The 13,356-nt window shown below is 35.6% G+C and carries 14 protein-coding genes; 13 read left to right on the top strand and 1 reads right to left on the bottom strand.

The genetic code is table 11. The features are described 5' to 3' along the window. Position 1: 1 nt before the first annotated feature. From ACREWB_RS19495 to ACREWB_RS19465, 7 genes are all read left to right on the top strand, one after another. The gene (locus ACREWB_RS19495; RefSeq protein ID WP_431549132.1) at positions 2 to 571 is read left to right on the top strand and encodes a hypothetical protein; all 570 of its coding nucleotides are present in this window, start codon (positions 2 to 4) and stop codon (positions 569 to 571) included. A 415-nt stretch (positions 572 to 986) separates the two neighbouring features. Beyond that, on the top strand, positions 987 to 1,871 hold the full coding sequence (locus ACREWB_RS19490; protein WP_431549360.1) for an McrB family protein: 885 nt from the start codon (positions 987 to 989) through the stop codon (positions 1,869 to 1,871). A 162-nt stretch (positions 1,872 to 2,033) separates the two neighbouring features. Next, on the top strand, positions 2,034 to 2,534 hold the full coding sequence (locus tag ACREWB_RS19485; RefSeq protein ID WP_431549131.1) for a DUF2357 domain-containing protein: 501 nt from the start codon (positions 2,034 to 2,036) through the stop codon (positions 2,532 to 2,534). A gap of 65 nt (positions 2,535 to 2,599) precedes the next feature. Continuing rightward, positions 2,600 to 2,995, top strand: coding sequence for a DUF2357 domain-containing protein (locus ACREWB_RS19480; RefSeq protein ID WP_431549130.1), 396 nt, complete (start codon positions 2,600 to 2,602; stop codon positions 2,993 to 2,995). 166 nt (positions 2,996 to 3,161) lie between these two features. Continuing rightward, a complete protein-coding gene (locus ACREWB_RS19475; protein ID WP_431549129.1) occupies positions 3,162 to 3,299 on the top strand; it encodes a hypothetical protein in 138 nt (45 codons plus the stop codon). A 249-nt stretch (positions 3,300 to 3,548) separates the two neighbouring features. Continuing rightward, entirely contained in the window at positions 3,549 to 4,382 is an 834-nt protein-coding gene (gene dinD, locus ACREWB_RS19470) for a DNA damage-inducible protein D (RefSeq protein WP_431549128.1), read from the top strand. A gap of 129 nt (positions 4,383 to 4,511) precedes the next feature. Beyond that, on the top strand, positions 4,512 to 4,661 hold the full coding sequence (locus tag ACREWB_RS19465) for a hypothetical protein (RefSeq protein ID WP_431549127.1): 150 nt from the start codon (positions 4,512 to 4,514) through the stop codon (positions 4,659 to 4,661). A gap of 94 nt (positions 4,662 to 4,755) precedes the next feature. On the opposite strand, the gene ACREWB_RS19460 is transcribed toward ACREWB_RS19465, so the two are convergent. Further along, on the bottom strand, positions 4,756 to 5,463 hold the full coding sequence (locus ACREWB_RS19460) for a FadR/GntR family transcriptional regulator (protein ID WP_431549126.1): 708 nt from the start codon (positions 5,461 to 5,463) through the stop codon (positions 4,756 to 4,758). 348 nt (positions 5,464 to 5,811) lie between these two features. On the opposite strand from ACREWB_RS19460, the gene ACREWB_RS19455 reads away from it, so the two are divergent. From ACREWB_RS19455 to ACREWB_RS19430, 6 genes are read left to right on the top strand one after another with little or no spacing between them, the layout of a single operon-like run. Further along, positions 5,812 to 8,499 carry an FAD-dependent oxidoreductase gene (locus ACREWB_RS19455; RefSeq protein ID WP_431549125.1) on the top strand — a complete coding sequence of 896 codons (2,688 nt, stop codon included), beginning with the start codon at positions 5,812 to 5,814 and terminating at the stop codon, positions 8,497 to 8,499. Between the two features lie 10 nt (positions 8,500 to 8,509). Further along, on the top strand, positions 8,510 to 8,851 hold the full coding sequence (locus tag ACREWB_RS19450) for a hydrogenase maturation nickel metallochaperone HypA (RefSeq protein ID WP_431549124.1): 342 nt from the start codon (positions 8,510 to 8,512) through the stop codon (positions 8,849 to 8,851). Positions 8,852 to 8,886: 35 nt separating this feature from the next. Next, positions 8,887 to 9,657, top strand: coding sequence for an ATP-binding protein (locus ACREWB_RS19445; RefSeq protein ID WP_431549123.1), 771 nt, complete (start codon positions 8,887 to 8,889; stop codon positions 9,655 to 9,657). 10 nt (positions 9,658 to 9,667) lie between these two features. After that, the gene (locus ACREWB_RS19440) at positions 9,668 to 10,858 is read left to right on the top strand and encodes a 2-hydroxyacyl-CoA dehydratase family protein (RefSeq protein WP_431549122.1); all 1,191 of its coding nucleotides are present in this window, start codon (positions 9,668 to 9,670) and stop codon (positions 10,856 to 10,858) included. Next, on the top strand, positions 10,858 to 12,396 hold the full coding sequence (locus ACREWB_RS19435; protein WP_431549121.1) for a 2-hydroxyacyl-CoA dehydratase family protein: 1,539 nt from the start codon (positions 10,858 to 10,860) through the stop codon (positions 12,394 to 12,396). The genes ACREWB_RS19440 and ACREWB_RS19435 overlap by 1 nt, the downstream gene beginning before the upstream one ends. A gap of 15 nt (positions 12,397 to 12,411) precedes the next feature. Then, complete coding sequence (locus ACREWB_RS19430; RefSeq protein WP_431549120.1) at positions 12,412 to 13,203, top strand: acyl-CoA dehydratase activase; 792 nt, start codon at positions 12,412 to 12,414, stop codon at positions 13,201 to 13,203. Positions 13,204 to 13,356: the final 153 nt, after the last annotated feature.

Here is a 13,356-nt window from a genome sequence, read left to right as displayed (position 1 = left end):
TATGAAATATCAAAAGATAATTTTAGACACCGACATATGCATAAAGATTGGAAATTACGATAAAGTGAAGTTTATAGAAATGATAATTCCTAAAATAGCAGAAAAGGCATTTATGCATAGATATGTTTATGAGGATGAATTACTTACCCCAAAGAATGCAAAGGTTCAAATAGATAATTTAATTAAGGATAATATTATAGAAATTTTAGATGAAGATATGTTAGACATTTTAAATAAAAAGATATATGAAGATACTAAGAATATATTAAAGAAGTATATGATAGGAACAGAAGAAAGAGGAAAAAATTGGGGTGAGGTTGTTTCGTTATCTATGGCTAAAACATTAAATATATCTTATTTTGCATCTGACGAAGGAAAGATTCAACCTATACTTGATAAGTATTTAAATGCGGGGACTAAATATGACATAGAAGTAGTTAGAGTTGAACATATAGTGAAGTGGATTAAGGAAAATAGAGATTGTGACATTGGTAGAAAAACAGCAAAAGCTTTATGGAGAAGTAGTGGTAAGGAAAATGAAGTTTTTGATAAATACGTTTGGAAGGTATAATTTGTCGGTGGTCAGTATATTTTTGTATAGGGGATTTTCACATTTTTATGCATCTAAATACTGACATACCTAGCAACTTGTTATCACATAGGTGGGTTTTGGGGTAAACATTGGATTTAATTAGAAAGTTTGGCGATCAATACCTCACTAGATTTAAAGTAGTGCTAAAAATTGAGGATTATTAAAAAATGGAAGTAAAAAAACTTGAAGATAGCCATGAGGGAAACTGCTGAGATATTTCAGTGGTTTTTTGGTCTCATATGAAGTGCATCCCACTAGGGTAACTGTGACTTGGGAAAAACAGTAAACTAATTAAGTAGGATTTAGAGGGAGCATCAGTGGCTGGAGTAGTGGAAAAAGAAAAGAAACATAGAAAATAGTAAAAGAGATTTCTGAATAAGGGATCTCTTAAAACATATCTAGATTAAAGCAGCTAAGTAACATATATCTAACTAAACTCTTTGTTATTCTTTCAGAGATTTTAGGAACTGGAAAGAGTAAAATAGTAGAGCTATTTGCACAGGCGGCTTCTGCAAATAAAGATAATGAAAGATTTAAACTTGTACCTGTTAGACCAGATTGGTCAGATGCTACAGATCTATTAGGCTATAGAAATATCGAAAGTAAGTTTATACCAGGTATTGTTATTGAAGCTGCCTATGAAGCTATGAAGAATGTAGAAAAGCCTTATTTTCTATGTCTTGATGAAATGAATTTAGCAAGAGTGGAGTATTATTTCAGTGATATTTTATCTTCTATGGAAACAAGAAGCATAGTGGAGGATGAAATTATCACTCAAAAGTTATTAAGCAAAGCGCAATTTGGGAAAGATGAAAGAGCTTATGATAAATATGGTGATGTTTATATTCCACATAACCTATATATAGTTGGTACTGTAAATATGGACGAGACTACCTTCCCATTTAGTAAAAAAGTATTAGATAGAGCTAACACTATAGAATTCAATAAGGTAGATTTAAACTACAATTTTGATGAAGTAAAGCTGGAGGAGTTTTCACCTAAAAACTATAATAACGACTTTTTAAAATCCCATTACTTAAAAATATCTGACTGCAGCGATGAAAAAGAAATAGCAACTTTGGTTATAGACAAATTAATTGGAATAAATAATATACCTCAGAAGTACCAGCAACATTTTGCTTATAGGGTACGGGATGAGATAGTATTTTATGTTATATATGCTACATCGAGCGATTTATTGTCCTTTAATAAAGCTATGGATTATTCTATTGTACAAAAAATATTACCAAAATATGTGGTAGCGGCTCCGAAGTACTAGATATATTGGTAGAGTTATTTAATTATTTAAATAACACTAAACACAAAAATAGTGGATATATAGAAGATGATCAATTAAAGATCATGGAAAATCAATGCTTAACTGGTGAATATAAATTAAGTAGTGAAAAAATCATGTATATGATCAGGAGGTTTTTGAGAGATGGATTCACAACCTTCTGGCAATGATTCTGAGCTATTATTTATAGAAACAGATGAGGTTTATTTTTCAATTAAGGGAAATGAGGGCGCTGCTGAATATAGTGAGTCAAAATCACTTACTATTATTGTAGAAGGCATAGAATTAATAGATGACATTTATAATTGCCTTTATTTTAAGGAATACACTAATTATGAAATAGTAATCCAAAGAAAAAATAAAACTGAAATAGAGTTTTATCATGAAAATCCTAATATAAGAAATAAAGTAACACCCACAGGTAGAGATGGCAATATCTTAAGTGGAGTAATAAATTTTAGAGGGGATATAGGTTATTCAGATATTTTTATAAATGTAAATGGCAAGTCTCATATGAAAATAATTATAGAGGTGCTACCTAGTAAAATTGATTATAAAGAAGATTATGAAGCAATACTAAGGGATGTTAACGACATTTCAGAAGGAAGCTCGCCAATTTCTATAAGTGGGACTAATATACTATAACAAAGAGAAAACTTCAGAAGGAGTATAAATCTCCTTCTGAAGTCGTTAATGTTTCAGCACCGCAGATGATGATTAACGAGGAAATATATAATTTAGCTTATGGGTTTCTAAGTAGAACCTATCTAGGGGCTGAGATAAATAATAAAAAATCTAATAGCTATACTGAGTTCTACAGCATATTAAACTATGTTTATGATAAATTAATGAAGGCTATAAATATAGTATTATGGAAGCCCCATCATGAGCTAATAAAGATAACTGAAAAGATAGATAGTTTCGTAAGAACTTATTCATCTACACCTTGGAAAAAGAATGAGGACATTATAAATAAATTGAACATCATGAAGAAAGCAGTAAATAGTAAACTGAAAACTTCATTTTTAGATGAGGTAGATAGTGATTATAGAAATAATTCAATATCCTTAGTATTTAATAGCAAGTGGGCTGCATGCACCCACTAGGGTAACTGTGACTTGTATAAAATAGTAAGTTATTAGTCAGAATCTAGAATGAGCATCATTGGCTGGAGTAGTAGCTATCGATGCTTATTTAATTTGAGTTATAGACCTGCAAAGTGGAATAGAAACTTCAAAGGATAGCGGTATTAAGGGGTTTTCTATAGAGGGAATGAAGATATTAATAAGTGATGGGGAAATTCATGTAGAGTGCAATGGAAATTCGTATGAATTTAGTGTGGAGGAGTTTAGAAGAAGGCCTAGAGGGGTAATGGAGAGGATATTTGATATTGGGAGGTGTGCTAATTGAAAATGCACTATATAGTAGAATCTAGAAATCGATCCGACTTAGAGTGTTAGAAGGTAAAATTTAAAAAAATATTAATTATTTCGATATAGCAATTGCTGATAATGGCAATTTTTCAGTTCAAAGGAAAACTTTACTCCTTTAAAAATTTGTATAATGCTGTATAATAGAACGTATAAGAACATATGTTTGAAGGGCGGCAATGCGAAAAATAGTAGCAAAACTGAGAGAAATAGTTTGGGAGGAATTTAAATGGATGAGCTAAAGAAATATTCTGAAAGAACGTTTGAAAATATTAAACACTTTACAGAAGAAGATATAGAATTTTGGTATGGAAGAGAATTGCAAAAGGTTCTTGAATACATACAATGGAGAAATTTTAACCAAGTTATAGAGAAAGCAAAAGTTGCTTGTGATATTAGTAATAATAATGTGTTAGACCATTTTGCTGACGTCAGCAATATGGTTGAATTAGGATCGGGAGCCAAAAGAAAAGTTGAAGATATTATGCTCTCAAGATATGCATGTTATCTAATTGTTCAAAATAGTGATCCGAGAAAAGAAGTAGTTGCACTTGGTCAGACATATTTTGCAGTTAAAACAAGAGAGCGAGAGATTGAAGAAAACTATGAACAATTAACTGAAGATCAAAATCGACTTTCTATTAGAAATGAAATGGCAAATCACAATAAATCTTTAGCGGAAGCAGCACAAATGTCAGGAATAGATGATGCAAAAGACTATGCAATTTTTCAAAATAGAGGGTATCAAGGACTTTATGGTGGACTTGGAGTAAAGGAAATTCATGAAAAAAAAGGTTTGAAAAAGTCACATAAAATTCTAGATCATATGGGTAGTACAGAACTTGCGGCTAATCTCTTTAGAGCAACTCAAACTGATGAAAAATTAAGGCGCGAAAATATTAGAGGAAAACAAAATGCTAATAAAATTCATTTTCAGGTAGGGAAAAAGGTTAGACAAACTATTGAAGAGTTGGGTGGAACTATGCCTGAAGATTTACCAACACCTAAAAAGAGTGTAAAGAAAATTGAAAAAGAGCAGGAAAAGAAGTTGAAGGGTAACTAAGGTAATGAATTGGTAAATAATTTTTTTGAGTTTTATAAATTTTTCAAGTGGGCTGCATGCATCCCACTAGGGTAACTGTGACTTGGGAATTACAGTAAATTGATTTGTTGAAATTTTAAGTGAGCAGCAGTGGCTAGAATAGTAGCTATTGGTGCTTATTTTGCTGAAGTTCACGACTTATTCTCATTTAATAATTCGGAGATGTTATTTATTTTTGAACCATTACCTCAAGAGGGTCATCACCATCCCCTTTTAGTATTTTTAAGTCATTCTGCATAGTTTACTTATATAGGATATGGGATAAATTGAAATAGGGGTAGCAACAGAAATGCTATTAGATGGTAAATTAAGTGTAGAGGAAATAACTAGCGGATTACTCGCTGTATATTTCTAGGTCCCCTTTTATAGAACGCTCATAATAATTAGTTAAGTAGCTAACTGCCTCTTGCATTTCCCCGTTTGCAATCAGATTAAATAGCTGAGTCATAAAGTCAATTGTTAGTTTTACCCCATATAGTCTTATGTGACGTTCAAATAAGTTTTGGTTAGATGTGCGAAAAGAATTATATATCAGAGGTAAAATTGTATTTCCACTTAATATGCTCATGTATCTAAAAAACTCGTAAGATATTTCAGCGGCTTCTGTAACTTTAGTTGTTTTTTTAATTGCAAATATATATCCCTGTAATTTATCTGAATTTTCCTGAGTTAAATGTGGTGACATTTGCCTGATTGCAAAGCTGTCAAATAAAATTTTAAGCTCAATAGAAGAACGTACTTCGGGTCTACGAAGCATACCTTTGTTGTAATTCATCATGGAGACTAGAATTCCAACCGAGCCCTTCTGGTTATAGTCTGCAACAAATGTACCTATTCTTGGTCGAATTTCTAAAAAACCCTTGGCTACCATTGTTGCAATTCCACTATGAACAATGTTGCGGCTGATACCCATAACATCAGCAAGCTCACGTTCAGTTAAAAGCTGTTCTCCTATTTCAAGCTCACCTGATAATATTTTAGATTCTATTTCTTGAATGAAAAGATCTTTTAGAGTAGGTGCTTGTAATTTTTTGTATTCCATATATTACACTCCTTTGGTCGTTGGTTAACCACATAAAAACTATTATCAGTTCAAATATTTTTTTACAATATAAAAATTCCAATAATTGTAAAAATTAGCATTGTATAATTCATTGTAAAATGTTACTATAATTATATAATACTGTTAAATGTATGTCAATATTTTGAGGAAGTGAATGGAAGAATATATAGTTATTCTACGCATATAATTAAAAAGCAAGGAACATTTCTTTTGAATTTGATGTCATCATCTGGTTCAGGAAAAACAACCACGTTGAAAGCAACCAAGGCAAAACTAATAGATTTTATTAGGTTAATAAAAAATAGTACAAGTAAAGGAGTGTATTAAATGGCACAGTTAAGGCAAAAAATCGTAAAACTTGCAAAAGTAGTTGGTGGCATTTCTGGTATTGTAAATAAAATTGATGAAAATGCACCGGAGTATTACAGCTTAGCAGCCGTATTAACCGATGAAGAGGCAGATGTAGCAATCGCCGCAGGTTTACGAAAAGAGCGTACAGCAGAATTTCTTGCACAAAAGGTAGGCAAACCGCTGGAAGAAGTGAAGGAAATTGCTGAAACACTTGGCTTCAAAGGTATCTTTAGAGTAACCACAAGCCAGGTTGACGGTAAAGACCGTTACTATATGCAAATTTTCGCACCGGGCATTATGGAGATGATGGTTAACAACAAACAAATTCTCAATGAGCATCCAGAAATTGGAAAGGCGTTTGAAGAATATACGCGTATACGTATGGCAACAATGTCACCATTAATGCCAGATGGTTATGGGTTAATGCGTGTTGTTCCAGTTGAAAGTTCAATTAAAGATATTCCCAATGTAAACGATTACGAAAAACTTAGCTACTACTTAGATAAGTATGATTTATTTTCTGTATCACCTTGTTCATGTCGTTCTTCACGTCGCATAATTGGAGAGGGGTGTGGCCATTTGGAAGAGGATATGTGCGTGCAGATGGGTAAAGGTGCTGAATACTATATACGAACTGGACGTGCTAGAAAAATCACTCGTGAAGAAGCACTAATAATTATAAAACGAGCTGAAGAAAATGGATTAATGCATAATATGCCAAATGTTGAAGAAGCCGGTGAAAGTGCTGCTATATGCAATTGTTGTTCTTGTTCTTGCTTTGGACTGCGCGTTGGTTTACTTTATGGTGCCAGAGATGTTATTCGTTCCAACTTTGTCGCTAAAATTGATGAAACAAAATGTGTTGCTTGTGGTCAATGTGTTGAAACTTGCCCTGGCAATGCACTGAAATTGGGTCAAAAAATTTCTACTAAGGTGCCAATACCTTTGCCGGAAAAATATCGTAAATTGAGCAACTCTCTGTGGCACAAATCCGATTGGAATGTGGACTACCGTGAAAACCATCAGGACGTTATAGCAACAGGTACTGCACCATGCAAAACAGCATGTCCTGCACATATAGCAGTTCAGGGTTATCTTCGTTTAGCATCACAAGGTGACTATCAGGGAGCTTTAGCTTTAATAAAAAAAGAAAATCCTTTTCCAGCTGTTTGCGGACGTATCTGCAATCATCGCTGTGAAACGGAATGTACCCGTGGATTAATTGATGAGGCTGTTGCTATTGATGAAGTAAAACGCTTTATTGCAGACCATGATTTGAATAAAGAAACAAGATATATTCCCCCTATGATAAACCAAATTGGAAGGCCATACCAGCAAAAAATTGCTATTATAGGTGCAGGTCCTGCAGGTATGTCATGTGCATTCTACCTTGCAGAAAAGGGTTACAAGCCTACTATATTTGAAAAAGAGCATCGTCCAGGCGGTATGCTTATGAATGGTATTCCATCATTCCGACTTGAAAAAGATGTTGTACAGGCTGAAATTGATATCTTGAAGGAAATGGGTGTAGAGTTTAAATGTGGCGTTGAAGTTGGACGAGATGTTACTATTGCACAGCTAAGAGAGCAAGGCTATAAAGGATTTTATGTTGCCATAGGAGCACAAGGTGGACGTAGTATTGGTATTGCTGGTGAAGATGCAAAGGGTGTAGAGTCTGGAATTTCATTTATTTGTGATGTAACCCTTGGCATGGAAAAGAAACTTAACGGTCGCATCGTTGTTATAGGTGGTGGCAACGTAGCAGTTGACGTTGCACGTACCGCTAGTCGTGTTGGAGGAGTAGAAACATTAATGTTCTGCCTTGAAGATCGTGAGAATATGCCCGGTGATGCAGAGGAAGTAGCCCAGGCTGAGCGTGAGGGTATAAAAGTAAATAACTCCTGGGGTCCAAAAGAAATACTTGTAGAAAATGGTGAAATAAAGGGGATAGTTTTTAAAAAATGCATTTCTGTTTTTAATGATGAGCATGTTTTTGCGCCAAAATATGATGAAACTTGTTTAATGACTGTTGAATGTGACCACTTATTATTGTCTGTTGGTCAGAGCATCATTTGGGGTGATTTACTTACAGGAACAAAGGTTGAGTTTAATCGCAATGGCACTGTAGTGGCAGATGCCCTTACCTACCAAACAGCTGAACCGGATGTTTTCGTTGGTGGTGATGTTTACACTGGACCGAAATTTGCTATAGATGCAATAGCAGCAGGTAAAGAAGCAGCTATATCTCTTCACCGCTGGGTACAGCCTGGACAGACATTGACACTTGGTCGTAACCGTAGAAATTATATTTCACTTGATAAATCAAATGTTTCTATTGACAAAGATTATGATAATTCAAAACGTCAACAGCCTGGTTACAACCTAGCTAAAGAAAAAACTTTTGGTGACACAGGTGTAACCTTTACTGAAGATCAGGTTAAGAAAGAAACTGCACGTTGTCTTTCTTGCGGTGCAACAAAAGTTGATGAGTATATGTGTGTTGGTTGTGGATTATGTACAACTAAATGTGAGTTTGATGCTATACACCTAGAAAAAATACGGGATTTGCATGCAGGTACCTTTGAAACAATGCCAATAAAAGTAGCTGCCCACGTTGTAAAAAAAGTTGGAAAAATAATGGCAAAACCCTTTATGAAAAGTTAAAGGTGGAGATATGCATGAACTTGGACTTATGGATGCACTTATGAAAACAGTGGGGCGAATTATTAAAGAGGAGAATTTAACAAATGTGAGAAAAATCGTACTGGAAATAGGCGAGCTATCTGGTGTAGTACCCCATTTTATTACGGATTGCTATGAAGCAGTGGTTGCAGATACGCAGTATCAGCATACAGAACTTGTGATTGAAATTGTGCCGGGCATTGCCCGCTGCAACCATTGCCATATAGAATTTAGAATTGATATGAAAGACCTGTGCTGCGTGATATGCCATGGAAAAAATCTTACGCCCGTAGAGGGGAAGGATTTAACAATAAAAGAAATTGAAGCCTATTAAAATATTTAACGACATAGAGAGGAAGGTGAAATATTATGGAACAAAATGTAAAAATTATTGCAGTTACAGGTAAAGGAGGGGTTGGTAAAACATCATTGTCAGCAGTTATTGTAAAACTGCTGACAGAGGTTTTCCCAGATAAACGTATTTTGGCCATTGACGCAGACCCTGCAGTGGGCCTTGCAACTGCACTAGGCATTGAAGTTAAGTCAACCGTTGATGATATACGAAAAGAATTTATTAATAATGTTGAAACGGGTAATACAAATGAAGCAGTAGAAATGCTGGGTAATGCACGTTATAAGATTTTTGATACATTAATAGAGCAGCCTGGTTTTTCATTTTTAGCAATAGGCAGACCAGAGTCCGCAGGCTGTTATTGTAAGGTAAACAGCTATTTAAAAGAAGTTATCAAAATACTTGCAGAAAATTACGACTATATCGTAATTGACGGAGAGGCTGGTATAGAACAGGTAAACCGTCGTGTAATGGAAAAAGTTACTCATTTATTGCTTGTGTCAGATGCAAGTAAAAAAGGTATCCAAGTAATAGAAACCATAAACAGTGTTGCAAAAGAGCTAATGATGTATGATGCTGTGGGCGCTATTATAAATCGTATACCTGGCTGGGACATAACACAGCACATAGATACAGGGGACATCCCTGTGCTTGCCTATATACCCTCAGATGAAGTACTGGCTACCTGTGACATTAAAGGTGAAAATATTATGCTGTTACCTGATAATGCCCTAATTGTACAAGGTGCACGTGAGGCACTTGTAAAGATTAATATATTGAAAGGATAGGTATTGCAATATGAAAGATTTAAAGCATCTGCTATATCTTGAAAACCTACTACAAGACTCTAACAATGACTTGGTGCGCATGGCAAAAGAAAAGGGTGAAATTGCAATCGGCAATGTGTGCTACCAAATTCCGGAGGTTCTTTTAAATCTACCCGGCTCCTTTAGTGTTAGAATGCGTGCACCAAACACAACTTCCATGGAAATGGGCACATATTATATGACAAGTTTGACTTGTGAATATTGTAGGGCGTTGTTAGAACGTGCATTAGAAGGTAGTTATCAGTTTCTTGACTGTATATTTGACCCTGCTTCTTGCTCACAGCTTGCTGATTGTATGGAAAATATAGAAGAATTAGGTCTTGGTAATGGGGAAAAATTCTTTGTTCAACATGTAGATACCCCTATGAAAGACGATGAAAACGGTATTTCTCATATGACACATATGAGTCGTGTTCGTGTGCTAGATAAGTTGCTAGAAGTTTTTGGTATAGATACTTCTGATGCAGCTTTGCGGAAATCCGTTGAATTACACAATAAGGTTTGTGGTCTTATTACAGAAATGGGCCAGTACAGAAAACTTGAAAAACCAATTATCACAGGTTATGAATTCGCAGTGTTTACACTTGCCAGCTACTGTTGCCCAAAGGATCTTATATTGCCTTACCTTAGAGAAACCGTAGAAGAGCTTAAAACACGTGCTTGTGATGAAAAAAAATTCTATCGTGTTCGTGTTGTGCTTGCAGGTTCTGAAATTGACGATCCAACCTTTATCAAGCTCATTGAGGATTCAGGAGCATATGTAGCAGCAGACCGTTTTTGTTTTGGCTCATTCCCTGGTCGTCAGCAAATTATTTTAAATGATGAAGAAGATGTTTTGACACAAATTTGCCGTGAAAATGTGACAGGATGTCAGTGTCCCCGTTATATGAATACATCGAAAATTAATGGCAGAAAAGAATATCTGGATAAATTAGCCCGTGAATATAAGGCAGACGGTATCATTTTCCAGCAGATGAACTTTTGCAATTTCTGGGGCTACGAGCGTGCAGGTGCAAGCCATATTATATCCCAGGAATATCAATGGCCAGTGCTTAGTGTTGACCGCCCTTATGTGGTTGGTAATTCAGGACAGCTTCGTACCCGTATACAGGCTTTTGTTGAGCGTATAGAATTAAAAAAGCTGCAGGGAGGTAATGATTGATGGGAAAGCAAATTAACAGCGAGCCCTTAGGAAAATTCTATAAAGGTGGAAAAACCCGTACCCGCCGTGAGTGGCGTGGACTTAACGATACTTGGTATGATTATACATGTTGGCTTTCGAACTGGAGGCAAATGATAAAACTTTTGTTAAATCCACAGTGTTTTAAAGCTTTTTTCCGTTACCGCTATATGCAGAACTATCTTTCAGTACCTGATTTCTTGGATAGGCATACAGAGGGTTTACGTGGGCCACAGCTAAGAGTTGCACATAAAGAATTTGACTTTATAGTGGCGCATATGTGTCAGACAATGAAACTTATTTTTGAAGCTGACCTGCGTATTGGTGGTGATCCAAAAAAAAGTAAAAAGATTGTCATTATTGATGAAAATATGATGAGTCAAGTTATGAACGGATTTCCCAATCTTCATGCTGTTTGTATGCAGGTTCCACCAATTTACACAGCTTCTACAATGCAGCAAAATGGTGTTCTACACTATATTGATAAAGCTCAAGAATTTGGAATTCCCGGAGATGTTTGCCCAATGCCGGCAGCTGAACTTGGTGTTGCTCTTGAGGACGACTATCCAATTTGTGGTATTTGCGCATTGCAGTGTAATACTACTTGCGATGGTTCGCTTATGGGTAATGGAATAGAGGAACGAAGATATAATTTACCTACATTCCAAATTGCTGTCCCAATAAGATATACTGACCCTACAACAAAAGATTATGCGGCAAATGAGATTAAAAATGCTATAAAGTTTATAGAGAAGCAGACAGGTGAAAAGTTTGACTGGGATCATTATTTTAAAGTAATGCAAATTTTCAATAAAGAAACGGAATATTTTTGCGATTGGTTGGAGATTAGCCGTACAAAATATCCGCAGGTTGTCGGCAACAACGTTGCACTTTATCGAGATGCCTATTATCAGGTTGCAGGCGGTCGTGACGATGCATTTATGCATAACGAAAAAGCAATCTGTGATATTATGATGCAAGCATACCATGAAAAAACGCCTGTTGTTTCAGAGGTTCGCCATAGAGCAATTCTTTGGGGTGTTCAGGCACAGTATTATTCAGCATTCCCACTTTGGCTGCAAAACTGCTGGGGTATTGTACCACTAATAGATATGCTAAGTCTTACATCTACTGAGCAATACAGCACCACAGATAAAGAGCAGGCATATTATGACTTGGCAGATCTTTATGCAAAAGAAAATATGCGTAACCGTTCAGAGGGAGGTTATAAGGTAGGTGTTGAAGATTTGTGGCATTTTTGCAGTGAGTTTGATGCCAATGTTGTTATTATGTATGAACATATTGGTTGTAAATCCATGGCAGGCTATCATGGGTTATTTGAGCAAGAAGCACAAAAACGAAATCTGCATTTGATTTGGGTTACACATGGTTTGATGGATCCTCGCAAGGCTTCAAGGCAAAATTTGCGTACAGAAGTAAATCGCTATATGCGTATAATTCTAAAAGAAGAGCCTCTGGATGCATCTCTTGAAGAATTTGATGACGGTAATGCGTGGTAAAAAGGAGACGGTAAAATGAAGTATTTTGGTGGCTGCGATGTAGGTTCTACCTACACAAAAGCAGTGATTTTAGATGAAAATGGGAAGATTGTAGCAGATACTACAATCCGCAGTAAAATTAATGCTGAACAGTCTGCAAGGGTTGCTATGGATGAAGTTTTGACGGATATTGGACTTAAGACTTCTAAGGAGCTTTGTTATTTAATAGGCACAGGATATGGTAGAAATAAGGTTCAGTTTGCAGATGAAAATATCTCGGAAATTTCATGTCATGCAATGGGAGTCCATATTACAGATCCTAATGTAAAAGCTATCATTGATATAGGTGGACAGGATGTAAAGGGCATTTCTATTGATAATGATGGCACTGTTATAAACTTTGCAATGAATGACAAATGCGCTGCTGGTACGGGCCGCTTTTATGAGGCTATGGCACGTAGTTTTGAAATGACTTTGCCTGAGTTTTCAAAACTATCACTTACAGCAAAAAATGTAATTCCAATTACGGCACAGTGCACAGTGTTTGCAGAGTCTGAAGTTATTACACTTGTTGGAGAAAATAAACCGATGAACGAAATCGCTGCTGGTATTCAGATGGCTGTGGCAAAACGCTGCTTTGTAATGGCAAAAAAAGCAGGTGCTATAGGTAGTATTACACTAACGGGAGGATGTGCAAAAAATGGTGGTTTGAAAAAAGCCATTGAGCAAGTACTTCACTTAAAAGTAATAGAACTTACTACAGACCCACAGCTTATGGGTGCACTTGGCGCAGCAGAATATGCACGTCAAAAAGGCTTATCTAAATAATATGAGGAGGTTGTTTTATGGCTATTTTTTTAAAGACTATAAGCATTATGTCAATCGTATTTTTGGTGCTGTTTTTTCTGAGTCTGATTGTTTATTTTTTAAATTTAGATATGAAGGCATCATCAAAAATTCAACCGTTTATTAACAAATGGT

The organism is Clostridium sp., assembly GCF_050717635.1.
Taxonomy (GTDB): Bacteria; Bacillota; Clostridia; order Clostridiales; family Clostridiaceae; genus Clostridium_AD.
The sequence above is the reverse complement of the archived record's forward strand: the minus strand, read 5'-3'. Positions and strand labels throughout refer to the sequence as shown.

Bases quoted from the DNA above. Each gene is read 5' to 3' on its own strand.
- ACREWB_RS19495 (WP_431549132.1), top strand. From the start codon at position 2: ATGAAATATCAAAAGATAATTTTAGACACCGACATATGCATAAAGATT.
- ACREWB_RS19485 (WP_431549131.1), top strand. From the start codon at position 2,034: ATGGATTCACAACCTTCTGGCAATGATTCTGAGCTATTATTTATAGAA.
- ACREWB_RS19480 (WP_431549130.1), top strand. From the start codon at position 2,600: ATGATGATTAACGAGGAAATATATAATTTAGCTTATGGGTTTCTAAGT.
- ACREWB_RS19475 (WP_431549129.1), top strand. From the start codon at position 3,162: ATGAAGATATTAATAAGTGATGGGGAAATTCATGTAGAGTGCAATGGA.
- dinD (WP_431549128.1), top strand. From the start codon at position 3,549: ATGGATGAGCTAAAGAAATATTCTGAAAGAACGTTTGAAAATATTAAA.
- ACREWB_RS19460 (WP_431549126.1), bottom strand. From the start codon at position 5,463: ATGGAATACAAAAAATTACAAGCACCTACTCTAAAAGATCTTTTCATT.
- ACREWB_RS19455 (WP_431549125.1), top strand. From the start codon at position 5,812: ATGGCACAGTTAAGGCAAAAAATCGTAAAACTTGCAAAAGTAGTTGGT.
- ACREWB_RS19450 (WP_431549124.1), top strand. From the start codon at position 8,510: ATGCATGAACTTGGACTTATGGATGCACTTATGAAAACAGTGGGGCGA.
- ACREWB_RS19445 (WP_431549123.1), top strand. From the start codon at position 8,887: ATGGAACAAAATGTAAAAATTATTGCAGTTACAGGTAAAGGAGGGGTT.
- ACREWB_RS19440 (WP_431549122.1), top strand. From the start codon at position 9,668: ATGAAAGATTTAAAGCATCTGCTATATCTTGAAAACCTACTACAAGAC.
- ACREWB_RS19435 (WP_431549121.1), top strand. From the start codon at position 10,858: ATGGGAAAGCAAATTAACAGCGAGCCCTTAGGAAAATTCTATAAAGGT.
- ACREWB_RS19430 (WP_431549120.1), top strand. From the start codon at position 12,412: ATGAAGTATTTTGGTGGCTGCGATGTAGGTTCTACCTACACAAAAGCA.